Annotated in this window: 22 protein-coding genes and 1 pseudogene; 13 read left to right on the top strand and 10 right to left on the bottom strand. The window is 67.4% G+C overall.

Annotated elements, in window-relative coordinates; all coding sequences use genetic code 11:
• Positions 1-112: 112 nt before the first annotated feature.
• Together OXS31_RS17775 and OXS31_RS17770 are read left to right on the top strand one after the other, a co-directional pair.
• Positions 113-1,234 carry a hypothetical protein gene (locus OXS31_RS17775; RefSeq protein ID WP_267401045.1) on the top strand — a complete coding sequence of 374 codons (1,122 nt, stop codon included), beginning with the start codon at positions 113-115 and terminating at the stop codon, positions 1,232-1,234.
• 113 nt (positions 1,235-1,347) lie between these two features.
• Positions 1,348-1,830: a hypothetical protein gene (locus OXS31_RS17770; protein ID WP_267401043.1), complete on the top strand. Its 483-nt coding sequence runs from the start codon at positions 1,348-1,350 to the stop codon at positions 1,828-1,830.
• A gap of 58 nt (positions 1,831-1,888) precedes the next feature.
• On the opposite strand, the gene OXS31_RS17765 is transcribed toward OXS31_RS17770, so the two are convergent.
• The 4 genes from OXS31_RS17765 to OXS31_RS17750 form a co-directional block, all read right to left on the bottom strand.
• Positions 1,889-3,049: a histidine kinase dimerization/phosphoacceptor domain -containing protein gene (locus tag OXS31_RS17765; protein WP_267401041.1), complete on the bottom strand. Its 1,161-nt coding sequence runs from the start codon at positions 3,047-3,049 to the stop codon at positions 1,889-1,891.
• 78 nt (positions 3,050-3,127) lie between these two features.
• Entirely contained in the window at positions 3,128-3,379 is a 252-nt protein-coding gene (locus OXS31_RS17760; RefSeq protein WP_042136971.1) for a hypothetical protein, read from the bottom strand.
• A 102-nt stretch (positions 3,380-3,481) separates the two neighbouring features.
• Positions 3,482-3,982, bottom strand: coding sequence for a GNAT family N-acetyltransferase (locus tag OXS31_RS17755; RefSeq protein ID WP_169854777.1), 501 nt, complete (start codon positions 3,980-3,982; stop codon positions 3,482-3,484).
• Between the two features lie 116 nt (positions 3,983-4,098).
• Positions 4,099-5,268, bottom strand: a complete 1,170-nt coding sequence (locus tag OXS31_RS17750; protein ID WP_267401039.1) for an MFS transporter — start codon at positions 5,266-5,268, stop codon at positions 4,099-4,101.
• 96 nt (positions 5,269-5,364) lie between these two features.
• Between OXS31_RS17750 and OXS31_RS17745 the strand changes: the two genes are divergently transcribed.
• Positions 5,365-6,258, top strand: coding sequence for a LysR family transcriptional regulator (locus tag OXS31_RS17745; protein WP_267401037.1), 894 nt, complete (start codon positions 5,365-5,367; stop codon positions 6,256-6,258).
• Positions 6,259-6,263: 5 nt separating this feature from the next.
• Here OXS31_RS17745 and OXS31_RS17740 read toward each other — a convergent pair whose 3' ends face one another.
• Both OXS31_RS17740 and pip read right to left on the bottom strand, forming a co-directional pair.
• Positions 6,264-6,488, bottom strand: coding sequence for a hypothetical protein (locus OXS31_RS17740; protein WP_267401036.1), 225 nt, complete (start codon positions 6,486-6,488; stop codon positions 6,264-6,266).
• Positions 6,485-7,243 (bottom strand): prolyl aminopeptidase, encoded by a 759-nt coding sequence (gene pip / locus OXS31_RS17735; RefSeq protein ID WP_267401034.1) that lies wholly within the window; start codon positions 7,241-7,243, stop codon positions 6,485-6,487. Before pip ends, OXS31_RS17740 begins: the two co-directional genes overlap by 4 nt.
• Positions 7,244-7,613: 370 nt before the next feature.
• On the opposite strand from pip, the gene OXS31_RS17730 reads away from it, so the two are divergent.
• Together OXS31_RS17730 and OXS31_RS17725 are read left to right on the top strand one after the other, a co-directional pair.
• Positions 7,614-9,026, top strand: a complete 1,413-nt coding sequence (locus OXS31_RS17730; RefSeq protein WP_267401033.1) for a sugar porter family MFS transporter — start codon at positions 7,614-7,616, stop codon at positions 9,024-9,026.
• Positions 9,027-9,180: 154 nt separating this feature from the next.
• Entirely contained in the window at positions 9,181-11,124 is a 1,944-nt protein-coding gene (locus tag OXS31_RS17725; protein ID WP_108582432.1) for a methyl-accepting chemotaxis protein, read from the top strand.
• A 501-nt stretch (positions 11,125-11,625) separates the two neighbouring features.
• Here the strand turns inward: OXS31_RS17725 and OXS31_RS17720 are convergent.
• The gene (locus tag OXS31_RS17720) at positions 11,626-13,062 is read right to left on the bottom strand and encodes a dihydrolipoyl dehydrogenase (RefSeq protein WP_267401030.1); all 1,437 of its coding nucleotides are present in this window, start codon (positions 13,060-13,062) and stop codon (positions 11,626-11,628) included.
• Between the two features lie 233 nt (positions 13,063-13,295).
• Between OXS31_RS17720 and OXS31_RS17715 the strand changes: the two genes are divergently transcribed.
• Positions 13,296-13,817, top strand: coding sequence for a hypothetical protein (locus OXS31_RS17715; RefSeq protein WP_144956771.1), 522 nt, complete (start codon positions 13,296-13,298; stop codon positions 13,815-13,817).
• 351 nt (positions 13,818-14,168) lie between these two features.
• On the top strand, positions 14,169-15,212 hold the full coding sequence (locus tag OXS31_RS17710) for an acyltransferase (protein ID WP_027600083.1): 1,044 nt from the start codon (positions 14,169-14,171) through the stop codon (positions 15,210-15,212).
• A gap of 19 nt (positions 15,213-15,231) precedes the next feature.
• Here OXS31_RS17710 and crcB read toward each other — a convergent pair whose 3' ends face one another.
• The gene (gene crcB, locus OXS31_RS17705) at positions 15,232-15,609 is read right to left on the bottom strand and encodes a fluoride efflux transporter CrcB (RefSeq protein ID WP_027600082.1); all 378 of its coding nucleotides are present in this window, start codon (positions 15,607-15,609) and stop codon (positions 15,232-15,234) included.
• Positions 15,610-15,621: 12 nt separating this feature from the next.
• The gene (gene nhaA / locus OXS31_RS17700; protein ID WP_267401021.1) at positions 15,622-16,791 is read right to left on the bottom strand and encodes a Na+/H+ antiporter NhaA; all 1,170 of its coding nucleotides are present in this window, start codon (positions 16,789-16,791) and stop codon (positions 15,622-15,624) included.
• A 258-nt stretch (positions 16,792-17,049) separates the two neighbouring features.
• Between nhaA and OXS31_RS17695 the strand changes: the two genes are divergently transcribed.
• The 5 genes and pseudogenes from OXS31_RS17695 to OXS31_RS17675 all read left to right on the top strand — a co-directional run bounded on the left by OXS31_RS17695 (position 17,050) and on the right by OXS31_RS17675 (position 20,760).
• Entirely contained in the window at positions 17,050-18,219 is a 1,170-nt protein-coding gene (locus OXS31_RS17695) for an HPP family protein (RefSeq protein ID WP_181902003.1), read from the top strand.
• Between the two features lie 106 nt (positions 18,220-18,325).
• Positions 18,326-18,757 (top strand): DUF4398 domain-containing protein, encoded by a 432-nt coding sequence (locus OXS31_RS17690; protein WP_027600079.1) that lies wholly within the window; start codon positions 18,326-18,328, stop codon positions 18,755-18,757.
• A gap of 29 nt (positions 18,758-18,786) precedes the next feature.
• A pseudogene (locus OXS31_RS17685) lies at positions 18,787-19,161 on the top strand (DUF4398 domain-containing protein); the annotation flags it as partial.
• 115 nt (positions 19,162-19,276) lie between these two features.
• Entirely contained in the window at positions 19,277-20,284 is a 1,008-nt protein-coding gene (locus OXS31_RS17680; RefSeq protein ID WP_108582429.1) for an NAD(P)-dependent alcohol dehydrogenase, read from the top strand.
• Positions 20,285-20,367: 83 nt separating this feature from the next.
• Positions 20,368-20,760, top strand: coding sequence for a response regulator (locus tag OXS31_RS17675; RefSeq protein ID WP_007160683.1), 393 nt, complete (start codon positions 20,368-20,370; stop codon positions 20,758-20,760).
• On the opposite strand, the gene OXS31_RS17670 is transcribed toward OXS31_RS17675, so the two are convergent.
• Complete coding sequence (locus OXS31_RS17670; protein WP_007160682.1) at positions 20,757-21,140, bottom strand: response regulator; 384 nt, start codon at positions 21,138-21,140, stop codon at positions 20,757-20,759. The genes OXS31_RS17675 and OXS31_RS17670 overlap by 4 nt on opposite strands.
• A gap of 244 nt (positions 21,141-21,384) precedes the next feature.
• Here OXS31_RS17670 and OXS31_RS17665 point away from each other — a divergent pair, with 244 nt between their 5' ends.
• Entirely contained in the window at positions 21,385-24,726 is a 3,342-nt protein-coding gene (locus OXS31_RS17665; RefSeq protein WP_267401006.1) for a PAS domain S-box protein, read from the top strand.
• The last annotated feature ends 290 nt before the right edge of the window (positions 24,727-25,016 follow it).

Here is a 25,016-nt window from a genome sequence, read left to right as displayed (position 1 = left end):
TTGCGCCTTCAGCCTTATCAGTCAGATTATTTCTCAGCGCCTCACCTATCCCCTATCCCCCAATCGAACGCTCACGCTCCGGGCTCTCCCGCCCCTCACAAGGACCGTCCCCATGCAAACCTCCCGCTCCCTCATGGTCGCGTTACTGCTAGCCAACACCGGTGCCGCCTGGGCCGCGTCCAATACGGCCAACGTCCAGCAGAACGGCGGCTTCAATGTAGTGAACCTGAACCAGGGCAGCGATTTGTCGGCGCGCAACCAGGCGGATATCCAGCAGAGCGGCAGCTTTCTCAATGCCCAGGTCACCCAGCAGAACGATGCCGACGACCACGTGCGGGTGGTGCAGACCAATGCCAGGAGCGCGGTCGAGGTCAATCAGGTTTGGGGATCGCAGCGCCTGGTGGATATCGAGCAGCGCGATGGCGGCTATGACCGGGTGCAGGTCGATCAGGGGCCGGGCAGCGGCAACGCGACGGTGGTGCGCCAGAGCGGCCTGCGGCAGGACATCTCTGTCCACCAGGATGGCGGCTATCACCGCATCGACATCGAGCAGAGCAGCTACGCCGCGGGCCAGAACACCCTGACGGTCCGCCAGGATGGCCTCGACGGCAAGCTGGACCTGGCTCAGCACGGTGACCGCCAGGACCTGCAGGTGACCAGCTTCGGCCTGCGCAACGAGGCCTGGGTGAGCCAGAACGGCGAGGACTCGACCACGATCGTCGAGCAGCGCGGCAATGACAACTATGTCGGCCTCAAGCAAGGCGGCGAGCGGGTGGATTCCAAGGTGGTGCAGGAGGGCAACAGCAACGATGCCCGCGTTCGGCACTCCAGCAGCTACGCGCGGCCCAGTACCGTCGACATCGCCCAGCGCGGCGATCTCAATCGCGCGGACGTGAATGTCTATGGCGTGGGTAGCACACTGACCCTGGCGCAGACCGGAAACAGCAATGGCGCCTCTGCCACCGTCTCCGGCGAGGGTAATCAGCTGGATCTGGCGTCCAATGGCGACGCCAATGGCATCACTGCCTATTACCTGGGCAACGACGGCCAGCTGAAGGTCGATCAGCAGGGCGACAATCTTGGGGTGACGGCCTACGTGACCGGCAATGCCTCCAGCATCACCGTCGCCCAGAGCGGCAGCCAGCACACCGCCGACCTTACCCAGAACACCGCGGGCAATGCCATCAACCTGACCCAGAGCGGCTTTTCCAACCACGCCGTCATCAGCCAGTAGCCAGGCATCAGCGGGGCCCCTCCGGCAGCCGCCGAGGGCCCCGCCGCCACTCTCGCTCAATCTTTGCCCTTCGCGGCCGTTATCCTTGAGATGTACCTTTCAAGGAGTCCGCGATGTCCAGCACGCTGTCGGTAAATGGCATCGGCCACGGCATCTTGCGCGCGCCCACGCTCAGGCTGGGTGGCGCGACGGCCAAGCCCACCGCCGAGGAAGAGGCGGCCAAGGTCGAGCAATCCAAGAAGCCCAAGGGGATCGGCAAGCCCAATCCGCTGAACCAGATCAAGGACCAGGCCGAAGCCGACGCTGCCCCTGCCAGCGAGAAGGGCAGCACCGGCAACAAGACCCTGGATACCCTGCAGAAGGCCATCGACATGGCCAAGCGGCAACTGGAGCTGGCGCAGAAGCAGTTGCGCGCGGTGGAAGCCCGGAGCAAGGGCGAGACCAAGGCCGAGCAAGAGGCCAGCCAGGCTGCGCGCGAAGCCGCCCAGGCCAATGTCGCCGCCGCCAGCGAAGCCCTGACGACGGCCTATGCCGCCTATACCGAAGCCCTGAAAAAGGCCGGCGAAAGTACTGGCGGAGTGAGCGCCAAGGCCTGATGCTGGCTAGGCGCACCTGCTCGCACTACGGCAGCAAAGACGGCAGCAGCTGAAGCCTCTACCCCTTCACCCTGAAGCTCAGCCGCAACTCGGTTCCGCGCTCGCCGGCGCGGGACCATTGGGCGTGGGCGCCGATCTGGCCGGCGAGGCCCTCGATCAGCTTCATGCCGGTGCCCGAGCCGGGCTTGCGGGCGGAGGTCTGCAATGGCAGGCCCTTGCCGTCGTCCTGGATGCGCACGCGCCAGGTGTCGTCCTCGGCGAGGTCGATGTCCACCGCCAGCAGGCCGCCCTCGCCCTCGAAGGCATACTTGAGGCTGTTGGAGGCGAATTCGGTGAGGATCATGCCCAGGGGCACGGCGGTGTCCGGGTCCAGGTCGACGTCGGCGATGTTGATCTGCAGCCGCACCTGGCCGGAGTGCTCCTGGTGCAGGTGGCAGAGATTCTCCAGCAGCTGCATGACGAAGGGCCGCAGCCGCAGTTGCTGGGCGGTGTTGGCCGCATAGAGCTGCTCGTGGACCAGGCGCAGGGCGTCGATGCGCGCACCGATGCCCTGCAGCTCCTGGCGGGCCTCGTCGGACTGGGCCGCGCGGGATCTCAGCCAGACCAGCCCGGCGATGATGGCGATGTGGTTCTTGATGCGGTGCTGCATCTCTTGCATCAACCGGGTGTTGGCCTGCAGGGCGTCGTTGAGGTCGCTGCTCTTGAGCAGGCGGTCGATCACCGGGCCGAGGATGGTGGCGTAGGTGCGCAGGAATTCCACGTCTTCCTCGCCGAAGTCCCGCGGCTCGCGGGCGTCGACCTGCAACAGGCCATAGGGTCGGCCGCCGGGCAGGAAGATCGGCACGTTCACCAGCGCCTGGACGCCGTGGTCACGCAGGAAATCGGGCAGGTCGAAGCGGTCTTCCTTGGAGATGTCCGGGGTGATCACCGGGCGGCTGACCTTGATCGAATAGGCTTCGGAGGAGCGCTCGCCGAGAGACACCTTGGCCTGGCCCACCACGCCCGGATTCCAGCCAACGCCGGCGCGGACCAGCGCCTGGTGCTCGCCGCGCTCGATCTCCAGCACCTTGGACAGTTCGGTGCCGAGGGCATCGCCCACCAGGTGGCAGGCGCGCATGAGGATCTCGTCCAGATCCTCGCAGCGCAGCGCGAAGTCGCCAAAGTCCGCCAGCAACTTCTGCCGCTGGGTCAGGGCCTGGACCCGCTGTTCATCGTTCATCGAAGGCTTTCCTTCTGGCATGGGCAAGGCACCGGGATAACGGCGTCAGCGAGCGCTGACCCGGGCTGCCTGCCGTCGCTAATCGTCCGGATAGATCTCGTCCGCCGTGATGGCCGGCAGGCTGCCGATGGCGCGCAATTCGTTGATGGCGTCGCGGATCACCTCGTAGAGCAGCGCGGTGTTGCGCACCAGGGTCTGGTTGAGCACGCGCGACACCCGCGCCGGCCGGGCGGGATCGATGAGGGTGATCAGCAGGTTGTCACCCTGGGACTGGATCTCGTGCTTGATGGGCGGGTCCAGCGCCGCCAACTGGCTTTTCAGTGCTTGCATGCCGTCTATCCACAGAAGGTCGTTTCTGAATAGTCGGACTGGAAACAACGATCGGGCGTTCAGTGCGTCGAGGGTGACGCACCGAACGGCTGGCGCAGCGCCTCAGAGGGGCGCGTCTTCCTCGCGATAGATCCGCATTCCACGCGCCTGGTAGTTGGCCAGGGCCGCCGGGTGATCCAGGGTGCAGGTGTGCACCCAGACGCGCTCGGTGCCGGGCCAGTCCCAGGCGGAACGGAGGGCGTGACTGAGCAGCGGACCGCCGAAGCCGAGGCCCATGAAGGCGCCGGCCAGGCCGAAGTAGCGGATCTCGACATTGCGGCCGTCCGGGCGGTACAGCTCGTAGTACCCGGCGATGGCGCCACGGTGATAGGCGACCCAGGTGCGGTGCCCGTCCTGCTCCACCAGCGCGCGCCACTGGGCGTCGCTCCAGCCGTTCAGATCGCTCCAGTCCCAGGCCTGGCCGACCAGGGCATAGAGAAAGCGATTGAATTCGGGTTGCGGCACCTCGCACTCGACGATCTGCAGGTCGGGCCGTGGCGGCTTCTCGCGCAACTCGGTCGAGGCCGTCATTTCGAGGTAGAAGGTGGTGCAGGTCCGGTCCATCGCCAAGACTCCCTGGGAAAGGTCAGACCCGATTGTGACCAGAGCAACGGGGGTGGTGCCAGTCTGATTGCGACGCCCGCGGAAAGCGGATCGCCGCAGGTGACGTGGCTACCCGGCTACCCGGCTACCGCGGCCCCGGCTGCCCGACCACACCAGGCCAGCGCCAGGGTCATCAGCAGGCCCAGGGCGGCCATGCCGGCGCCGGCCAGGGAGATCGCCGGATAGCCGAGACCGGCGTCGATCACCGCGCCGCCCAGGGCCGCGCCGAGGGCATTGCCCAGGTTGAAGGCGCCGATGTTGACCGCCGAGGCCAGGTTGGGGGCGTCCTTGGCGGCTTCCATCACGCGCATCTGCAGCGGCGGCACCAGGGCGAAGCTGGCGATGCCCCAGACGAGGATGGCCACGGCAGCCGCCAGCGGCCAGCGCATCAGTACGCTGAAGGCCAGCAGCACCACGATGAGCACGCCCAGGGAGGCGATCAGGGTGCGGTCGATGGATTTGTCCGCCGCCTTGCCGCCCCAGAGATTGCCCAGGGTCAGGCCGACGCCGAACAGCACCAGCATGGCGGTAATGAAGGCGGTGGAGCCATGGGTCTCGCGGGCGAGGATCGGCGCGATATAGGTGAAGACGGTGAACATGGCACCGGAGCCAATTACGGTCAGCCCCAGGGCGGCCAGCACCGGCGGACGACCCAGCACGCGGATCTCGGCCAGTACCCCGTCGCTCGGCGGCAGGGCCACGTTGGGCAGGGCGAACCAGAGCGCGGCCATGGTCAGCAGGCCGAGTCCGGCGATGCCCCAGAAGGCCTGGCGCCAGCCGAGCAACTCGCCGAACCAGGTGGCCAGGGGCACCCCGCCGATGGTCGCCAGGGTCAGACCCATGAACATGGCGGCGACCGCCCCGGCGCGCTTGTCCGGGGCGACCACGCTGGCCGCCACCAGGGCGCCGACGCCAAAGAAGGCGCCATGGTTGAGCGAGGTCACCACCCGGGCGATCAGCAGGCTGGTGTAGTCGGTCGCCAGCGCCGACATCAGGTTACCGAGGGTGAAGATGGCCATCAGGCCGATCAGCAGATGACGGCGCGGAATGCGGCCGGTGGTCAGGGTCATCAGGGGCGCGCCGATCAGTACGCCCAGGGCATAGGCGCTGATCAGCAGGCCCGCCGCCGGAATGGACACGCCAAGATCGGCGGCGATGCCTGGCAGCATGCCCATGGGCGCGAATTCGGTGACGCCGATGCCGAAGGCACCGGTGGCCAGGGCCAGCAGGGGTGGATTGATACGCATGGGAAAGACTCCTTATCTATGCCGCGAATGCTAAGCTCCCCGCTCAAGTGCCGGTATACGGCGGTTTTGGCATGCACCTTTGCCCTGGAGTCACAAGTGGATCTGAATGGTCGCTCGGGAGAGATGGCGGTGTTCGCCCAGGTGGTGGAGGCCGGCAGCCTATCCGCCGCCGCCAGAGCCCTGCGCCTGACGCCTTCGGCGGTGAGTCGCTCCATCGCCCGTACCGAGCAGCGCCTCGGCACGCGACTGCTGTTGCGCACCACCCGGGCCATCACCCTCACGGCCGAGGGTGAGGCCTATCTACGCGCGGCGCGACGCATCCTGGCGGACCTGGCCGAGGTGGAAGACGCCATCGCCGACCAGGGCGTACCGCGCGGGCGCCTGCGCGTCAGCGCCGCCCTTGGTCATGGCCGCATGACCCTGGTGCCGCTGGTGGCGGCCTTCAGCGCCCGCTATCCGGACATCGTCGTGGACCTTGCGCTGGGCGACGAGGTGGTGGACATCCTCGCTGGTCAGGCCGACGTGGCGATCCGCTTCGGCCAGCTGGCCGACAGCCCCCTGAGCGCCCGACCCATCGGCGTCACCGGGCAGGTGGTGGTGGCCTCGCCGGCCTATCTCGCCCGCCACGGCACACCCCAGGTGCCGGAAGACCTGCTAGAGCACAATTGCCTGAGATTCAACTTTCGCCGCGCCCTGCCCGACTGGCCCTTCGTCCGTGACGGCCAGGCCTTCGCCCTGAAGATCAGCGGCAACATCGAGTGCAACAGCGGCGAGGCCTTGGCGCTGCTGGCCCGCGAAGGCGCCGGTATCGCCCGCATCGGGGAATTCAGCGTGGCCGACGACCTGCGCAGCGGCGCCCTGGTGCCTTTGCTGGAGGCCTGGAATCCGGGCGATCTGGAACCCATCCACGCGGTCTTCGTCGGCGGCTCGACCATGCCGGCGCGGGTACGGGTGTTCGTGGATTTCCTGGTGGAGCGGCTGGGCAGCTGACGCCATCAGGCAAAGCGCCCGTCCCGCTTGAAACGCTCCGTGGCTTCGATCAGGGCACTGGTAGTGCCGGGCTCCGTGGGCGCGTGCCCGGCGTCGTTGACGATCTTGAGCACCGAGCCGGGCCAGGCCTTGTGCAGCTGGTAGGCGGAATTCGGCGTGGCGATCATGTCGTGGCCGCCCTGGACCAGGTAGCAGGGCAGTTGGCGGATGCGCGCCAGGCCCTGGATCAACTGGTCTCTTCGAGAAACAGCTGATGCTTGAAGTACCAGGCGTCGAGCACGGCCATGCCCAGCGTGGTCTGCTCGTCGGCGGCCTGGGCTTCCACGCCTTCCGGATCGTGGCGCAGCAGGGAGCAGCTGGCCGAGTACCGCACCCAGGCCCGGGCGGCGTCCAGGCGCGCCTGCGGATCTTCGCCGAGCAGACGTTCGAGGTAGGCGTCCAGAGCCGCATCGCGCCGGTCTTCCGGAATCCAGCTGACGAAATCCTCGTAGGCACGGGGGAAGAAGCGCCGCATGCCGTGCAGGTACCAGTGCACCTCGTCGGAGGTGCCGAGAAAGATGCCGCGCAGCAGGAAACCCAGGCAGCGCTCGGGGTGGGCCTCGCCATAGGCCAGCGCCAGGGTGGTGCCCCAGGAGCCGGCGGTGAGCAGCCAGCGCTCGATACCCAGGTGCTCACGCAACCGTTCGAGGTCATCGATGAGGTGCTGGGTGGTGTTGTCGCGGGTTTCGGCCAGGGGGGTGGATCTCAGGGCGCCGCGCTGATCGAACAGCACGATGCGGTAGTGATCCGGATCCCAGAAGCGCCTCTTGCTGGGCTCGGCCCCCTCGCCCGGTCCGCCGTGCAGGTAGACCACCGGCACGCCCTGGGGATTGCCGCATTCCTCCCAGTAGAGTTCGTGCAACGCGCTCACCCGCAGCCGACCGCTGCGGTTGGGCTGCTCGATTTCCGGAAAGGGCTGGTAGGTGACGGCGCAGGGTGCATCCATGGTCGTTTCTCAGGTGGGCTTCGAGGTAGCTGAGCCAGCGCCGGCCGCCCGAGTTCCAGTCGAAGCGGCGCCGCAAAACGACTGCCCGCCGCACCCGCGCCGGGCTGCACGCCCAGCGCCGGTGGGCTTGCGGGGCTCAAGGCGGGCCCTTCGCGAAAACCCCTCGCGCCGCGCCTGCGGCGCGGCCCGTTGGTCGGAACGGGACTGCCACGCGCCCTGGGGAACTCCAGCCGGCATCCCCGCCCTAATCCCCCACGCCTGCACTCGTGGCGCCCCTTCGCTGACTCGAAACGTTGCATTCGTTCGCTTCGCTGGCCTGGGGGCGCCCGCTGCCGGCCCCCTTCGTGTCTTGCCAGGATCCCGCTCTGCCATGTCCGCTTCCGCTTCCCCCGCCGTCGACCCCGACCAGAAGGCTTCGGCCCGCCGGCTGATCTTCATTACCGTGCTGGTCGCCACCATGGGCGCCCTGGCCTTCGGCTACGACACCGGCATCATCGCCGGCGCCCTGCCCTTCATGACCCTGCCACCCGACCAGGGCGGCCTGGGCCTCAATGCCTATACCGAGGGGCTGGTTACCGCCGCCCTGATCGTCGGCGCGGCCTTCGGTTCGCTGGCGGCGGGTTATCTCGCCGATCGCTATGGCCGCCGCACCACCCTGCGCCTGCTGTCGATCCTCTTCGTCGTCGGCGCCCTGGGCACCGCGGTGGCGCCCTCGGTGGAACTGATGGTGGTCGCACGCTTCGTGCTCGGCCTGGCGGTGGGCGGCGGGTCGGCCACGGTGCCGGTGTTCATCGCCGAGATCGCCGGCCCCAAGCGCCGCGGTCGCCTGGTGAGTCGCAACGAACTGATGATCGTCAGCGGTCAGCTGCTGGCCTATGTGCTCAGCGCCCTGCTCGCCTGGCTGGTGCACGACAACGGCATCTGGCGCTACATGCTGGCCATCGCCATGGTGCCGGGCATCCTGCTGTTCGCCGGTACCTTTCTCTTGCCCACCTCGCCGCGCTGGCTGGCGGCCAAGGGTCGGATCGAAGAAGCCGAAGCCGTGCTGGAACGCCTACGCGACACCCCCGAGGAGGTGCAGCGCGAGGTCGAGGAGATGCGCGAGAGCGAGGAACAGGCCAGGCATCGCCCGCCATTGCGCGAATTGCTGAGCCAGGGCTGGGTGGTCAAGTTGCTTCTGCTGGGCATCGGCCTGGGCTTCGTCGCCCAGTTCACCGGGGTCAACGCCTTCATGTACTACACGCCGATCATCCTCAAGAGCACCGGCATGGGCACCAGCGCGGCCCTGACCGCCACCATCGGCAACGGCGTGGTCTCGGTGATCGCCACCCTGCTCGGCATCTGGGCCATCGGCCGCGCCGGACGCCGTACCCTGCTGCTGATCGGCCTGGTGATCGTGGTCGTGGCGCAACTGGCGCTGGGCAGCGTGCTGCTGTGGCTGCCGCCAGACCTCACCCAGAGCTACCTGGCGCTGGCCTGCATCCTGGTGTTCCTGCTGTTCATGCAGATGTGCATCGCGCCGGTCTACTGGCTGCTGATGTCCGAGCTGTTTCCCAACCAGGTCCGCGGCCTGCTGACCGGGGTGGCGGTGGCCGTGCAGTGGCTGTGCAACGCCACCGTGGCCTTCAGCTTTCCGGTGGCCCTGGAAGCCATCGGCAACTACACCTTCTATGTCTTCGCCGCCATCAACCTGGGTTCGCTGCTGTTCGTCTATTTCTGCCTGCCGGAGACCCGCGGCAAGTCCCTGGAAGAAATCGAACGTCATCTGAAGAAAGAGTTATAGCGGGTCGTTAGCCGACCGATCGGCGATTTTCCGGCTTGTTACGGACCAAATGGAATAATTTCTCATCCCGTATCAAGTCGGACTTATCCGGGCCGATGCAGAGTGAAGGCATGTCGCCGTCATTCTTCGCGCCAGGGCGCGACCGGGGCTTTCGATGAACATCAAGCAGAAACTCACCTCGCTTTTCGCGGTAACCGCCTGCCTCCCGGTGATCCTGGTGGCGGGCGTGGTCATCATGAACGTGCGCAGCCAGGCCACCGGCGATTTCCTCGACGGCAGCGGGCGCGAAATCCGCCAGATCGATCGCAACATCCAGCAGTTTTTCTCCGGCATCCAGCAGAACGTCGACTTCCTCGCCAAGGAGCCGAACATCGTCGCGCTGCAAGGCCTGAAGAACTACAGCGGCGCCGACGCCGCCCAGTTGCCGCAGCCGGAAGCCGGCCAGCAGGCGCTGGCCTATTTCACCCGTTTCGCCAAGACCCACCCCACCACCGCCTACCTGTCGGTCGGCCTGGCCGATGGCGGCTATGTCAGCTGGCCGGACGACGCCAAGCTGGCCAACTACGATCCGCGCGTGCGCCCCTGGTACCAGGCGGCCATGAACAATCCCGGCAGGGTGGTGCGCACCCCGGCCTACTACTGGGCCACCGACGACGTCTCGCTGATGGGTGTGGTGCGGACCATGGAAGACGCCAGCGGCAAGGTCCGCGGCGTGGTGGGCCTGGACATCTCGCTCAAGCAGCTCACCGATCTGGTCAAGAGCATCACCCTGGGTCAGAGCGGCTACCTGCTGCTGGTGGAAGACAGCGGCAACGTGCTGGTCGACCCGCGCGACCCCAAGCACAACTTCAAGCAGCTCAAGGAGCTGGGTGACGCCTACCAGACCCTCAGCGGCATCCAGAGCGGCCTGGGTGAGGTCAATCTCAACGGCACCGACTACATGGTCAACGTCTATCCGGCCAAGGATCTGGGCTGGAAATTCATCGGTCTGATCGAGCGCAGCGAAGTCATGGGCAAGGCCACCGCCCTGACCTGGCAGATCGCCGGCATCACCGCGGTGCTGGCACTGCTGTTCGCCGTGCTCGGCGCCGCCTTCGCCGGCATGATCGTGCGGCCGATCCGTGGCGTCTCTGCCGGCCTCGAATCCATCGCCCAGGGCGAAGGCGACCTGACCAAGAGCCTGACCGTGCAGGGCAAAGACGAAACCGCCACCCTGGCCGGCTGGTTCAACCAGTTCCTCGCCAGCATCCGCCAGCTGGTGCAGCGCATCGGCCAGGCCTCCAACGACCTGCAGCAGGCCTCGCAGACCACCACCCAGGCGGCGGCCAGCATGAACGAGGTCGCCGGTCGCCAGCGCGAAGCCGTGGAGCTGGTGTCCACCGCCTTCAACGAGATGGTCGCCACCTCCAACGAGGTCGCGCGTTCCTGCAGCCAGGCCGCGGCCTCCGCCGACGCCGGTCATCACAAGGTGCAGGAAGGCTACGGCCAGATCGAGAAGGCCACCGGCAACGTCAACCAGCTCAGCGGCAGCCTGGCCCAGTCGGCCCAGGCCATGGCGGTGCTGGAACAGGACAGCCACAACATCAACACCATCCTCGACACCATCCGCGGCATCGCCGAACAGACCAACCTGCTGGCGCTCAACGCCGCCATCGAAGCGGCGCGGGCCGGTGAGCAGGGGCGTGGCTTCGCCGTGGTGGCCGACGAGGTGCGGGCCCTGGCCAAGCGCACCGCCGACTCCACCGGCGAGATCGACGGCCTGCTCGGCAGCCTGGCGCGGCGCACCCAGGAGGTCACCCGCCAGATCGAGACCAGCCTGGAGCTGTCGCAGACCAGCGTGGCCTCCATCAGCGAGGCGCGTGGCAGCTTCGAAGGCATCCGCCAGTCGGTGGACGAGATCCGCGACCAGGCCCTGCAGATCGCCGCGGCGGCCGAGGAACAGCACCAGGTGGCCGAGGACATCAACCGCCACATCGCCCAGATCCACGACGACGCCCAGCAGGTGGAAGGCCTGGCCCAGTCCACCACCCGCGACTCCTCGCGCCTGTCGCAACTGTCGGGCGAACTGGACGGCCTGGTGCGGCGCTTCAAGGCCTGATGACTGTTTGGCGGTAGCAGAAGCCCCGCGGGTGATCCCCCGGGGCTTTTTGTTGGCCGGGATTCCGGGACGCGTGGATAAGGCTGCGCCGTTATCCACCCTACGGACGTTGAACCTCCCCGCTGCGCCGGACAGCCCCCTCTCCCCCTGGGCGAGGGTTGGGGTGAGGATGCCTTGAGCCAAACCGTAGCGTGGAAAACGGCGCAGCCTTTTCCGCTGGCTGGTCGGGCATCTCGTTGGGCTTAGCTGCGCTCAACCCAACCTACGGGGCTGGTGGTAGCAGACGCCCCTCGGGTTACTCCAGCGGGACTCTTTGTAGACCGGGCATTCGGGGACGCGTGGATAAGGCTGCGCCGTTATCCACCCTACGGACGTTGAACCTCCCTGCTACGCCGGACAGCCCCCTCTCCTCCTGGGAGAGGGTTGGGGTGAGGGTGCCTTCAGCCAAACCGTAGCGTGGAAAACGGCGCAGCCTTTTCCACTGGCGGATCGAACACCCCCTCAAGCCCCGGACGGCAGACCCTGGTCGCGATCGCCGCGCAGGTTGCTGTGGGCAGCCTTGCAGATCTCGCGCAGGCCGCTCTTGAGGCCTTCTTCGAGGGTAGGGTGGTAGAAGGGCATGTCCAGCAGCGAGCTGGCGGTCTCGCCGTGGATCAGCGCCAGCACCAGCAGATGGCCGATATGGTCCATGCCCGGCCCGACCATGGCCGCGCCGGTCAGCTTGCCGGTACCCGGTTCGGCATAGAAGCGGGCGATGCCCTGGTTGCGCGCCTCGACCCGGGCGCGGCCCTGGTCGTGGTAGGACGAGGTGCCGATCAGACTGCCCTGGTCGGGCGGACTGCCCAGCACGGCCACCGGCGGATCGGTGAAGATCAGCGAAAACAGCGGCGATCTCGGGGTCGGTCGGACCTCGGGATAGCAGGCGGCATTGTGCCCGGCGATGGCCCCCTCGTCGGAGGCCTCGTGGAGGATCGGCCGGTCATGGTCGGCATCGCCGGCGATAAAGATCGACGAGGAGCCACACTGCATCGTCTCGGGGTCGTAGACCGGGGTGCCATGGTCGTCCAGCTCGATGCCGGTGGTCTCCAGCCCCAGCCCCTTCAGCCGCGGCGGTCGCCCGGCGGCCACCAGCACGTAGTCGAAGTCGCCGTCGCCGCTCGCCGCGCCGGACCAGGACAGCCGCACGCCCTCGCCTTCGCGCCGGGCATCCACCTCGACATTGAGGTACAGGGTCAGGTCCTGTTCCAGGATCTTGCGCAACTCGGCCTTGACCTCCAGGTCCTCCAGCGCGCCCAGGCCATCGTCCTGGCCGAACAGGGTGACGGCCACGCCGAGGCGGGCCATGGCCTGGGCCAATTCCAGGCCCACCGGACCGGTGCCGATCACCGCCAGCGAACGCGGCAGATCGGGGAGTTCGAAGATCGTCTCGTTGGTCAGCGCCCGCTCGCCGAGGGCGCCGAAGGGTTCCGGCACCAGGGGGTAGGAGCCGGTGGCGATGATCACGCTACGGGCGCTTATCGTCTTACCATCGCTGAGCTGCAGGCGATCCGGCGCCACGAAGCGCGCCGTCGCGCGCTGGGCCACGCCCTCGGGCAACTTGGCGAAACCCTCCTTGGTGGCGGCGACGAAATGATCGCGCTCGCGCCGCACCCGCGCCATGACCGCCGCGCCATCGACGCTGACGCTGCCCACCTCGATGCCAAAGGTGCCGGCGCGGCGGACGGCATGATGAGCCTCCCCGGCGACGATCAGCAGCTTGGAGGGCATGCAGCCCACGGAGGCACAGGTGGTGCCGGCCCAGCGGTCGTCGATCAGCAGGGTGCGCGCGCCCTGGCGGCGGGCGGCGCGTTCGGCGGCGAGGCCGGCGGTTCCGGCCCCGATCACGGCGACATCACATTCGAGATCGGCGGGGGTCGTAGCGGCTGCAGGGTCACTCATCTCATCACCTGACGTTGTGAAGGGTTACCCGACTCGCGCCAGGTCTCCAGCAAGGGACCCCAAGCGCAACGTTGAGGTTGCATCCCCAAGGCGTGACCCACTTCGACAAAAAACCGACAATTCTTGTCAGGAGCGTCAAATTCCATGCCACTCGTCACCTTATACTGGCCATCTGGAACCATTGAGGGTGTCCTATCCTCAATTAGCCAACTTAAATGGACGCAGGCACTCACATGGAACGTGACATCAGCAAGATTCCGCTCATCAACGATTGGTCCTATCTGATCGCCCTGGAAACTGGCCTGTTCACCCGGGGCGAACTCAGCGGCGCGGTGCTCAAGGCCCTCAATGACCAGGCCCGCCTGCTCTCCCGTCGCTACCTGGTGCAGAAGTCCAAGCTGGACGTACGCAAGCTGACGCCCGCCGAGAGCGAGATCCTCGATACCCTCAGCGACACCGCCGCCAGCCTACGTCGCCGCCAGCGGCTGCCGCACAACATCGTCAAGAGCCTCAGGGCCGGCGGCCTGATCGCCGCGGTCGAGCGTAGCGTCTGCGCCTCGGGCATCCTGCAGTGCCACAACGGCTTCTATGAAGACGGCCTGGAGCCGGGCGCCTTCGAGCGGATCGTCATGCGCCATCCCCATGAATTCGGCGATCACGCCCGCCAGAGCGCTGCCCTCTACTTCGCCCAGGAACCCTTCGCCCTGGAACCGTCGCAAGACGTGCACGACCAGCCGCTGCAGGCCAGCGCCTGATGAGCGAGGCGCACGCAATGACCGGGGCGGCCGGGAGGCCCCAGACCCCGTTCGCCTGCGCGCGTCTCGCCGCCCCCGTTCCCGCGTGCGGTACCGCTTTTCCGGAGTCCTGGCGCATGACGCCCGCTTTCGCGCCGCTCAGCCCCCCATAGCACCCCTGCCCTCGCCGGCCGGCCGATCTCGCTGATCGCGTCGGCTGTCGTCCTTTCGTTGCCGGCCCAGCCGGCAGCGGCCTTTGCCTGCGCGCGTCTCATGACGAGCGTCTCTGCCGATGCCGTTCGCGTCGCCGTCCAGCCGGAGTCCGCTCCCGGAGGGTGGCCGCGGCATGGGCCACGGCTGCGAGGAGCAGACATGACTACCGCCCACGTCCCCCAGGGACGCAACAACTTCGATTTCCTGAGATTCGCCGCGGCCTCCACCGTGGTGATCGGCCACGGCTTCTGGCTCTCGGGGCATATCGGCGCCGAGCCGATCCTCAACTTCACCGGCTTCACCGACGCGGCCAACATCGCCGTCTATGTGTTCTTCGTGATCAGCGGCTTCCTGATCACGGCGTCCTTCCAGCGCAGTCGCAATCCCCTGGACTTTCTGCTCAAGCGCGCCCTGCGGATCTTTCCGGCGCTGATCGTCTCGGTGCTGTTCTCGGTGCTGGTGGTGGGCTGGCTGGCCACCAGCCGGGAAACGAGCGCCTACTTCAGCGATCGCCAGACCCTGGGCTTCTTCAAGAACATCCTCTTGATGACGCGCTTCGAACTGCCTGGCGTCTTCACCGGCAATCCCTTTCCGGACACGGTGAACGGCAGCTACTGGACCCTGCCCTACGAGGTGTTCATGTACCTGTCGCTGCTGATCATCGGGGTGCTGGGGCTGCTGACCCGCTCGGTGGTCATGGCCACCCTGGTGGTGCTGGTGCTGGGCAACTTCCTGCTGCTGCCGCAGATGGGCATCGCCAGCTTCGTGCTGCACAAGGTGTTCAGCCTGGGCATGTTCTTTTTCGCCGGCGCCCTGCTGCAACTCGCGGGACCGCGCATCCCCTGGCGCCTGGAGATCGCCCTGGCGCTCTGCCTGCTGTCGCTGGCGGCCATCGTCTGGCATGTCCTGCCGGTGATCCACCTGGTGTCGCTGGCCTATGTGATCATCTACCTGGCCCAGGTGCAGGTACCGGTGCTGCATGGCTTCGGCCGCTTCGGCGACTATTCCTACGGCCTCTACCTGTTCAACTTCCCGGTCCAGCAACTGCTCATGCACTGGTTTCCCGACAGCTTCTCGCTGCCTGGTTTCCTGCTGGTGAGCTATGTCCTGACCCTGGGGTTCGCGGTGCTCTCCTGGCACCTGATCGAGGCGCCGGCGCTGAGATTCAAGCCGCGGCGCCAGGCCCCGGTGGCGCCGGCCTGAGGCCAGCTGGCCGGGCGTCTCAGCCGAGGCGACCGGCCAGGGCAAAACCGGCCAGGGTCAGCAGCAGCGACCCCAGCACATGGATGGTCACGGTGAGCGCCGCCCAGCCCAAGCGGCCGCTCTGCAGCAATCCCACCACCTCGGCGGAAAAGGTCGAGAAGGTGGTGAAGCCACCGCAGAAGCCGGTCACCAGCAGCAGGCGCCACTGGGCTTCCAGCCCCGGATAACGGGAGAACAGCCCCAGCGCCAGGCCGATCACGAAGCCGCCGACCAGATTGACCAGCAGCGTGCCCAGGGGCAGCAGCGGAAACAGCGCATTCAGCCGCAGACCGACCCACCAGCGACAGGCGCTGCCGAGGGCACCGCCAAACATCACCGCGAACAGCGCATAGGGCATCTCAGACTCCTCTCAACAGCGAGGGGCGGCGAGGAGCAGGACGGCAACGCCCGCCAGGGCCGACAGCAGCGACCCCAGCAGCACGCCGATCTTGACCTCGTCGACCAGGAAGGGCGCCCCCGGAAAGGCCAGGGCGCCGATGAACAGGCTCATGGTAAAGCCAATGCCGCAGAGCAGCGCCACGCCATAGAGCTGCAGCCAGCTGGCACCCTCGGGCAGCCGCGCCAGACCGCTGCGGATGGCCAGCACCGCCATCAGGGAAATCCCGATCTGCTTGCCAAGGAACAGCCCCAGGGTCACGCCCAGGGGCACCGGATCCAGCAGATTGGCCGGCGACATCCCGGCCAGGGAGACCCCGGCATTGGCGAAGCCGAACAGCGGCACGATCAGGAAGGCCACCCAGGGATGCAGCGCGGACTCCAGCTTGAGCAGCGGCGAGGCGTCGTCGGCCTCGGTGTCGCCCAGGGGAATGAACAGCGCCAGGATCACCCCGGCCAGGGTCGCATGGATGCCCGAACGCAGCATGCAGAACCATAGCAGCGCCCCCACCAGCAGATAGGGCAACAGGGCGGTGACCTTGAGGCGATTGAGCACGAACAGCACCGCCACCAGACCGGCCGCGGCCAGCAGCATGCTGCTGGAGAGGTCGCTGGTGTAGAACAGCGCGATGATCAGCACGGCGCCGAGGTCATCGAGGATCGCCAGGGCGGAGAGAAACACCTTGAGCGACACCGGCACCCGCGAACCCAGCAGCGACAGCACGCCCAGGGCGAAGGCGATGTCGGTGGCGGCGGGAATCGCCCAACCCGAGAGGGTCTGGGGATCGTGGCGATTGACCAGGGCATAGAGCAGCGCCGGCACCAGCATGCCGCCCAGGGCGGCGAGCCCCGGCAGGGCGCGATCGCCCCAGCTGGCGAGTTGGCCGACCGCCATCTCGCGCTTGATCTCCAGCCCCACCAGCAGGAAGAAGATGGCCATCAGGCCGTCGTTGATCCAGTGACCGAGGGACAGACCACCCACATACCAGTGCAGACTGGCGAAATAGCCCTCGGCCAGCGGCGAGTTGGCGACGATCAGGGCGATGGCGGCGGCCACCATCAGCACGACACCACCGGCCGCTTCGGCCGCGACGAAGCGATTGAGATAGGCCAGGGCCTTGGCCGGAGAAAAGGGAGAGTTCATGGGCAGCCGTACTCCGCGCGGCGGCCCGACCTGCGCTCGATTCAACCTGTCCTACCGCGTGGCTGCGGCGACACCCAGCCGATGATCCTACTACGGCAGCCGCAGCGGTCGCAGCAGAAAATCGCCTGGAGACGGCAGCCGCTCTGGGTCGCCGCCTGGCCGTAGACCCGGGCGCCGAGCGCGCCGCGCCGGTCTTGCCAGGGCTGCGTCCAGGAGGGACCATCAGCGCCCTCGTTCTGCCCAGCAGCTGCCTTTCCCATGTCCCAGGAACCCCTTACGCCGTCGCCTTCGCCGTCTCTCTTCGCCCGCCTGGCCCAGGGCCTGCGCGCCTTCTGGCCGGCGCCGCTGCCCATCGACGGACGCGAGCGGCTGCGCGCCAGCCTCGGCGCCGGCCTCGGCATCCTGCTCGCGGCCCTGCTCGCCGCCTGGTGGCTGGAAGGCCAGCCGGTGCACCAGCATGGCGCCCTGGCATTGGCGCTCGTAGCGCCGCTGGGCGCCAGCGCCGTACTGGTGTTCGCCCTGCCCTCCAGTCCGCTGGCGCAGCCCTGGTCGGTGGTGGGCGGCAACACCCTGTCGGCGCTGATCGGCATCGCCTGCGCGCTGTGGATTCCCGAAGCCAACCTGGCCGCCGCCGTGGCGGTCGCCCTGGCCATCGCCGCCATGTTCACCCTGCGCTGCCTGCACCCGCCGGGTGGCGCCTCGGCGCTGCTGATGGTGCTGATCGGCGCCCAGGACTTCAGCTATGCCTGGAGTCCGGTGGCGCTGGATTCGCTGCTGCTGGTGAGTGCCGGCCTGCTCTACAACAACCTGACCCGCCGCCCCTGGCCCCATGTGCCGCGCCCGGCCGAGCCGAGTGGCGAGACGCGCCTGCAGCGCGCCGACCTGGACGCCGTGCTGGCACGCTACAACCAGGTGCTGGACATCAGCCGCGACGACCTCGCCGAATTGCTCGAACAGGTGGAGGCGCGCGCCTACCAGCGTAAGATGGGCGAGTTGCGCTGCGCCGACGTCATGAGCCACGAACCGGTGACGGCCCGCGCCGAGATGCCGCTGCAGCAAGCCTGGGCGCTGATGCGCGCCCGGCGCATCAAGGCGCTGCCGGTGGTGGATCGCCAGGGTCATCTGCTGGGCATCGTCACCGTCGCCGACTTCATGCGGCAGATCGATCTGGACGTCCACGAAGGCCTCGGCTGGCGCCTGAGATCGCTGGTCCGCCCGCGCACGCGCCAGGAGGAAAACAGCGTCGGTCACATCATGACCCGTACCGTGCGGGTGGCCAGCGCCGACCGCCTGCTGATCGATCTGGTGCCGGTGTTTTCCGAGAACGGCCACCGCCACATCCCCATCATCGACGGCTCGCGCCGCCTGGTGGGCATCATCACCCAGTCGGATCTGATCCGCGCGCTGTACCAGGCGGTACGGGCCTGACCGCAGCGAGCCGCCCTCGGCTGGGGTTCTGCAGCGAACCTCGCCGCGTTTTCGTCGTCTCAAAGGCACTGTCGCCCATTCCGGGCGACCTGCCAGGAATGTTCGGATGAAAACCGGTCCCGCTCGTGCCTCTTCGTTCTCCGCGCCTCGTGCGCTGCTCGCCAGCCTGGTCCTGGGCGGCGGTCTGCTGCTCGCGGGCTGCGCCGGCAACCCGCCGACCGCGCAGATGGCCGTGACCCAGTCCGCCGTCAACGAAGCCGTGAGCGGCGGCGGCAACCAGTTCGCCCCCATCGAGACCAAGTCGGCCCAGGACAAGTGGACCCAGGCCCAGGCAGCCCTGTCCAACGAGAAATACGACGAGGCCAAGCGCCTGGCCGAGCAGGCCGAGTGGGATGCCCGTCTGGCGACCCGCAAGACCCAGGCCGCCAAGGCCCAGGCGGCGCTGCAGGATGCCCAGAACAGCATCCAGCAGATCCGTGAGGAAGGTCAGATCAACCTCCAGCTGCAACAGAATCTACAGAAAAAGGTGCAGCAGTAAGGCTGCCCGCTCTCTTGAAGGACGAAACCATGCGTAAACGTTTTCTGCTCCCGCTGATGTCGGCGCTGACCCTCACCCTGGCCGCCTGCGCCACCCCGCCCAACCCCAATCTGGAAAAGGCGCGCAACGACTACGCCGCTCTCGAATCCCAGCCCCAGGCCACCCAGCTGGCAGCGCTGGAAACCAAGGACGCCGGCACCTGGCTGGCCAAGGCCGACAAGGCCTACAAGGACGGTGAGAACGAGCGCACCGTCGACCAGCTGGCCTACCTGACCCAGCAACGCATCCAGACCGCCATGCAGACCATCAAGCTGCGCATGGCCGAAGCCGAGCTGAAGAAGGTCGACGCCGAACGCGGCGAAGCCCGCCTCAACACCCGCACCCAGCAGCTGCAGCAACTGCAGAAGGCGATCAAGTAAGGTCCAGGGCGCAGGTCCCCTGGCGGGAATCCTGCGCCCCCTGCCGTGGTCCTCTACTGACCCGCGAGCGTCCTGCTCGCCACAGTCCGGAGGATTTCTCATGCACGCCATACGCCTACGCAAACCCGGTGGTCTGGACCAGCTGGAGCCCTGCGAGCTGCCCGATCCCGGGCAGCCGGGGGCTGGCGAGATCCGGGTGCGGATCAAGGCCAGCTCGCTGAATTTCCATGACCTGGGCGTGGTGCTGGGCAAGATGCCGACCGCCGATGGGCGCATTCCCATGTCCGATGGCGCCGGGGTGGTCGAGGCGGTGGGCGCCGGGGTCAGCGAATTCGCCGTGGGCGATCACGTGGTCTCGACCTTCTTTCCCCACTGGCTGGACGGCGAGCCGCCCATCGATGACTTTTCCACCACGCCCGGCGATGGCGTCGACGGTTTCGCCTGCGAGGTGGTGGTACGTCCAGCCACCGCCTTCACCCGCGCGCCCAAGGGCTACAGCCATGCCGAGGCGGCGACCCTGACCACCGCCGGGCTGACGGCCTGGCGCGCCCTGGTGGTGGACGGTGGCCTCAAGGCCGGTGACAGCGTGCTGGTCATGGGGACCGGCGGCGTCTCCATCTTCGCCCTGCAGATGGCCAAGGCCATGGGCGCCACGGTGATCGCCACCTCGTCCTCGGACGAAAAGCTGCAGCGCGCCTATGCCCTGGGCGCCGATCACCTGATCAATTACCGTGAAGAGCCGGAATGGGGCGCCAAGGTACAGGCCATCACCGGCGGCCGTGGCGTCGACATCGTGGTGGAGGTGGGCGGTCCGGCGACCCTGGCGCAGTCCATCCAGGCCGCGCGCATCCATGGGCACCTGGCGCTGATCGGGGTGCTCACCGGCGTCGAGGGCCAGGTCCCCACCGCCAACCTGATGCGCCGCCACCAGCGACTGCAGGGTTTGATCGTCGGCAGTCGTCGCCATCAGCAGGAGATGATCCGCGCCCTGGAAAGCACCGGGATTAAGCCGGTCATCGATCGCAGCTACCCGCTGAACGAGATCGCCGCGGCCTTCGCCTTCCAGAAGGACGGCAGCCATTTCGGCAAGATCGTCCTGGAGTTCTGATAATGGTCAGACGAAAGCCAGACTGAGCCCAGCAGGCCTCTGCTAGACTTCCGGAATCGTCTCATCGCGTTCCGGAAGTCCCGATGACCTCGCCTGATCCCCTCCCCTATCTCGTCGTCATCGAAGACAACGGGCTGCTCGCCGAACTGCTGAGCAATCACCTCGAAGAGCGACTGGGCTGGACCTGTGTTCGCTTCGACAACGCCGACGACGCCCTGGTGCATCTGCTCCAGCAGCAGCAAAGCCCCGGGCTGGTGATCACCGACCACCTGATGCCCGGTCAGCTGCGTGGCGGCGAACTGGCGGAGATGCTGTTGCAGCGCTGGCCCGCGCTGCCTATGGTGATCACCTCGGGCTACGGCTACGAGATCACCACGGCGCTGCCCGAGCAGGTGATCTTCCTGCAGAAGCCCTGGACGCTGGACGAGGTGGATTCGGCGGTACGCCTGGCACGGGCGCGCCAGGCGGCGGGCTAGACACCCAGCTGGCCGCAGGCCTTGAGCAACTGGTCGATGGTCCAGGGCTTGGGCAGGAACAGCGCCCGCTCCTCGCGCTCGGCGTACTGCTGGCCGGTATAGCCGGAGGACACCAGGATCGGCAATTGTGGAAAGCGCTGACGCACCTGCTTGGCCAGGGCGAGTCCGTCCAGCCGACCCGGCATGCGCACGTCGGTGAACAGGAGATCGGGCGGTAAGGGATCGGACTCGAGCCAACCCCAGGCGGCGTCGGCGGTATCGAAGGACTGGACGGCATAACCTTCCATCTCGAATACCTCCGTCGCCAGCGATCTCAGCACCGGATCGTCTTCGACGACCAGCACGGTGGTAACAGCAGCGGAAGAAACTACATCGGTCATGGCAACGCTACTTCATTAGTACGACTAAATAGACCGAAATTTCTCGAATTGGATCACAAGGCTCGGATGGGCGGCTGGCAGCCGGGTGCCGGCACTTGTCTGATGCCGTAACGGCTACTTAATTCCCTGTCTGTCGGAAAAAGGTGCTGGCAGATCGCTAGCCATCGCCCGACTCTCTTACTCTAAGGCTCTCGCCGGACGTCACCGCCGTCCGCTTCCGCTGCTCACGCGCTCGAACGACCCCATGGCTGAATCCGCTCTCTCCCACGCTGAACTCCAGGCCGAAGTCCGTCGCCTCCGCGCCGCGCTCGACCAGTGCACCGCGCTGCCGCCCCAGGACGCCCAGCGGCGTCTGGCGATCTTTGATGGGGCCATCGATTTCGCCATGATCGTGCTCGATCCGGCCGGGGTGATCACCGACTGGAACAGCGGCGCCGAACGCCTGCTGGGCTGGACCGCCGCAGAGATTCGCGGCGCGCCGGTCGAGCGCTTCTTCACCCCCGAAGACAACCAGATCGGCCGGGCCGCGCTGGAAATGCGGCTGGCGCTGCAGGACGGTCGCGCCGAAGACGAACGCTGGCACCTGCGACGCGACGGCACCCGCTTCTGGGCCAGCGGCGAGATGCATCCGCTGCACGACGACGCCGGCCGCCATACCGGCTTCGTCAAGATCCTACGCGACCGTACGCCCCAGCATCTGGCCGGCCAGGCCCTGCGTGACAGCCAGCGCCACGTGGGCGAGGTGCAGCAGAAACTGGCGGAAAGCGAGCGCTATTGGCGCGGTCTGTTCGAGCAACTGGACGAGGGCTTCATCCTCGGCACCATTCTGCGCGATGAGCACGGTCGCGGCTGCGACTGGCGCTATGACCAGGTCAACCGAGCCTGGTGCATGCACTTCGGCCTGAGCGCGGAGCAGGCGATCGGCCAGACCGCCCGGACCCTGTTTCCCGAACTCGAAGACCTCTGGGTGGAGGATTTCACCCGGGTGGTGGATACCGGCCAGTCGTTCAGCTACGTGCGGCAATTCCAGGCCAACGGGCGCTGGTACGAAGGTCATGCGCACAAGGCCGGCGCGGAGAGCTTCCTGGTGCTGTTCCTGGATGTCACCGAACGCGAGCAGGCCGCCCAGGCGACCCGCGACGAAGAGCGCTATCGCCGCGCCCTGGCAGAGCTGGGCGAAGGCTTCAGCCACCTCAACGACATCGAGGCGGTCACCGAGCTGGCCTGCACAGTGCTGGGCACCCTGCTGGACGCCCAGCGGGTGGGCTACGGCCTGGTGGACGCCGACGCCGAGACCATCAGCGTGGAGCACGACTGGACGATCTCGGGCGGGTGCAGCCTGATGGGCACCCTGAATTTCCGCGACTATGGCAGCTGTATCGAGGACTTCAAGCGCGGCGAGACCGTGGCCATCGAGGATGTGCGCGAGGATGCCTGCACCTGCCACAACCTGGCCGCCATGCAACGGCTGGACACCCGCGCCTTCGTCAGCACCCCGCTGTTCGAGCACGGCCATTTCGTCGCCCTGCTCTATGTCAGCGCCAGCCAAGCGCGGTGCTGGACGCCGGCCGAAGTGCAATTCATCCGCGAGGTCGCCAATCGCACCCGCTCGGCGACGGCGCGGCTGACCGCGGAGCGGGCCCTGCGCGACAGCGAACTCAATCTGCGGCTGGTGGCCGACACCCTGCCCTGCCTGATCGCCTTCGTTGATCGCGAGCTTGTCTATCGCTTCGCCAACATCGAGGCGCCCAAGTGGTTCAAGGACGCCCCGGAAAGCATCCTGGGTCGCAGCATGGCCGAGGTCTTCGCCCCGGAGCTGTTCGCGGCTCGGCGTCCGGCCATCCAGGCCGCCCTGGACGGCACCCCGGCGCGGCTGGACCTGCCCTGGGCCTGGCCGGACGGCCGGCGACGCATCGCCGACATCCACTATCGTCCGCGGCGCGATGCGCGCGGGGCGGTGGACGGCTTCTATGTCTTCGCCCAGGACGTCACCGCCCAGCGCGACGCCCAGACGCTGATCCAGGCGCAGAATCTCAGCCTCAGCCAGGAGGTCCAGGCGCGCACCGCCGAGCGCGACCGGCTCTGGGCGCTCAGCGAAGACCTGCTGCTGACCGCCGATTTCAATGGGCAGCTGCTACGGGTGAGTCCCTCCTGGTCGCGCGGCCTGGGCTATTCCGAAGCCGAGTTGCTCAGCCGCCCCTACCGGGAACTCATCCATCCCGACGATCTGCCAGGGGTGCTGGTGGCACTGGACGAACTGCGCCGCAGCGGCCTGCCGGCGCGGGTGGAAAACCGCGTGCTGGCGGCGGACGGCAGCTGGCGCTGGCTGTCCTGGACGCTGTCGATGGACACCGAACAGGATCGCCTCACCGGCGCCGGGCGCGACATCACCCGGGAAAGGGACGCCGCGGAGACCCAGGCGCTGCTGGAAGAGCAGTTGCGCCAGTCGCAGAAGATGGAAGCGGTCGGCCAGCTCACCGGCGGCCTGGCCCATGATTTCAACAACCTGCTCGCCGGCATCGTCGGCAGTCTGGATCTGCTCACGGTACGGATCGGCCAGGGCCGGCTGAACAATCTCGAGCGCTACACCACCGCCGCCCAGGGCGCCGCCATCCGCGCCGCCGCCCTGACCCACCGGCTGCTGGCCTTTTCCCGCCGGCAGACGCTGGATCCCAAGCCCACCGACGTCAATCGCCTGGTGGCCGGCATGGAAGACCTGATCCGCCGCACGGTGGGTCCGGCCATCCAGATCGAGGTGGTGGCCAGCAGCGAGCTGTGGTCGACCCTGGTCGATCCGCCGCAACTGGAAAACGCCCTGCTCAACCTCTGCATCAATGCCCGCGACGCCATGCCCGAGGGCGGTCGCATCTTCATCGAGACCGCCAACCGGGCGCTGGATGCGCGCATGGCCCGGGTCCGCGACCTGGAAGCGGGCGAATACATCGCCCTCTCGGTGACCGACAACGGCTGCGGCATGCCGCCCGAGGTGATCGCCAAGGCCTTCGATCCCTTCTTCACCACCAAGCCGATCGGGGTGGGCACGGGGCTGGGCCTGTCGATGATCTACGGCTTCGTGCGCCAGTCCGGCGGCCAGGCGCGCATCCATTCCCAGGTCGATCAGGGCACCAGCGTCACCCTCTTCCTGCCGCGTCATCGCGAAGCGGCCACCGGCGTCGACCTCGCCGCCAGCCAGCCGACCCTGCCGCGCCAGGGCCACGGCGAGACGGTGCTGGTGGTGGATGACGAACCCACGGTACGGATGCTGGTGGTGGAGGTGCTGGAGGAACTGGGCTACGCCGCCCTGGAAGCGGCGGATGCCAGCTCCGGCTTGCGCCTGCTGGAATCCGACGTGCGCATCGACCTGCTGATCAGCGACGTCGGCCTGCCCGGCGGCATGAACGGCCGCCAGATGGCCGACGCCGCCCGCCAGCGCCGCCCGGGCCTCAAGGTGCTATTCATCACCGGCTACGCCGAGAACGCCGTAGTCGGCAACGGCCACCTGGAGCCCGGCATGCACGTGATGACCAAGCCCTTCGCCATGGACGCCCTGGCGGTGCGCATCCGCGATCTGATCGAAGGGACCTGAGGTCAGCGTCCGAGTGGATCATCCCTCACCCCAGCCCTCTCCCGGAGGGAGAGGGGGCGGTTGGGGGCGTAGGGTGGATAGCGGCGCAGCCTTATCCACGAATGGCGGGAAGGTTCGCCCAGTGGAAAACGCTGCGCGGTTTTCCACGCTACGCCAGGACATCGGCTGGATCGCGGCCATGGGCCGCTCCTACGGGAAGCGGTCGCGCCAGGCTTGACCGCCCCCTCTCCCCCTGGGAGAGGGTTGGGGTGAGGGCGCTCCAGCGCGGAGGTATCCCCGCTGTTGGCCTT

The organism is Pseudomonas sp. GM_Psu_1 (assembly GCF_026544185.1).
In the GTDB taxonomy this organism is placed as follows: domain Bacteria; phylum Pseudomonadota; class Gammaproteobacteria; order Pseudomonadales; family Pseudomonadaceae; genus Chryseomonas; species Chryseomonas oryzihabitans.
The sequence above is the reverse complement of the archived record's forward strand: the minus strand, read 5'-3'. Positions and strand labels throughout refer to the sequence as shown.

Bases quoted from the DNA above. Each gene is read 5' to 3' on its own strand.
- OXS31_RS17775 (WP_267401045.1), top strand. From the start codon at position 113: ATGCAAACCTCCCGCTCCCTCATGGTCGCGTTACTGCTAGCCAACACC.
- OXS31_RS17770 (WP_267401043.1), top strand. From the start codon at position 1,348: ATGTCCAGCACGCTGTCGGTAAATGGCATCGGCCACGGCATCTTGCGC.
- OXS31_RS17765 (WP_267401041.1), bottom strand. From the start codon at position 3,049: ATGAACGATGAACAGCGGGTCCAGGCCCTGACCCAGCGGCAGAAGTTG.
- OXS31_RS17760 (WP_042136971.1), bottom strand. From the start codon at position 3,379: ATGCAAGCACTGAAAAGCCAGTTGGCGGCGCTGGACCCGCCCATCAAG.
- OXS31_RS17755 (WP_169854777.1), bottom strand. From the start codon at position 3,982: ATGGACCGGACCTGCACCACCTTCTACCTCGAAATGACGGCCTCGACC.
- OXS31_RS17750 (WP_267401039.1), bottom strand. From the start codon at position 5,268: ATGCGTATCAATCCACCCCTGCTGGCCCTGGCCACCGGTGCCTTCGGC.
- pip (WP_267401034.1), bottom strand. From the start codon at position 7,243: ATGGATGCACCCTGCGCCGTCACCTACCAGCCCTTTCCGGAAATCGAG.
- OXS31_RS17730 (WP_267401033.1), top strand. From the start codon at position 7,614: ATGTCCGCTTCCGCTTCCCCCGCCGTCGACCCCGACCAGAAGGCTTCG.
- OXS31_RS17725 (WP_108582432.1), top strand. From the start codon at position 9,181: ATGAACATCAAGCAGAAACTCACCTCGCTTTTCGCGGTAACCGCCTGC.
- OXS31_RS17720 (WP_267401030.1), bottom strand. From the start codon at position 13,062: ATGAGTGACCCTGCAGCCGCTACGACCCCCGCCGATCTCGAATGTGAT.
- OXS31_RS17715 (WP_144956771.1), top strand. From the start codon at position 13,296: ATGGAACGTGACATCAGCAAGATTCCGCTCATCAACGATTGGTCCTAT.
- OXS31_RS17710 (WP_027600083.1), top strand. From the start codon at position 14,169: ATGACTACCGCCCACGTCCCCCAGGGACGCAACAACTTCGATTTCCTG.
- crcB (WP_027600082.1), bottom strand. From the start codon at position 15,609: ATGCCCTATGCGCTGTTCGCGGTGATGTTTGGCGGTGCCCTCGGCAGC.
- nhaA (WP_267401021.1), bottom strand. From the start codon at position 16,791: ATGAACTCTCCCTTTTCTCCGGCCAAGGCCCTGGCCTATCTCAATCGC.
- OXS31_RS17695 (WP_181902003.1), top strand. From the start codon at position 17,050: ATGTCCCAGGAACCCCTTACGCCGTCGCCTTCGCCGTCTCTCTTCGCC.
- OXS31_RS17690 (WP_027600079.1), top strand. From the start codon at position 18,326: ATGAAAACCGGTCCCGCTCGTGCCTCTTCGTTCTCCGCGCCTCGTGCG.
- OXS31_RS17680 (WP_108582429.1), top strand. From the start codon at position 19,277: ATGCACGCCATACGCCTACGCAAACCCGGTGGTCTGGACCAGCTGGAG.
- OXS31_RS17675 (WP_007160683.1), top strand. From the start codon at position 20,368: ATGACCTCGCCTGATCCCCTCCCCTATCTCGTCGTCATCGAAGACAAC.
- OXS31_RS17670 (WP_007160682.1), bottom strand. From the start codon at position 21,140: ATGACCGATGTAGTTTCTTCCGCTGCTGTTACCACCGTGCTGGTCGTC.
- OXS31_RS17665 (WP_267401006.1), top strand. From the start codon at position 21,385: ATGGCTGAATCCGCTCTCTCCCACGCTGAACTCCAGGCCGAAGTCCGT.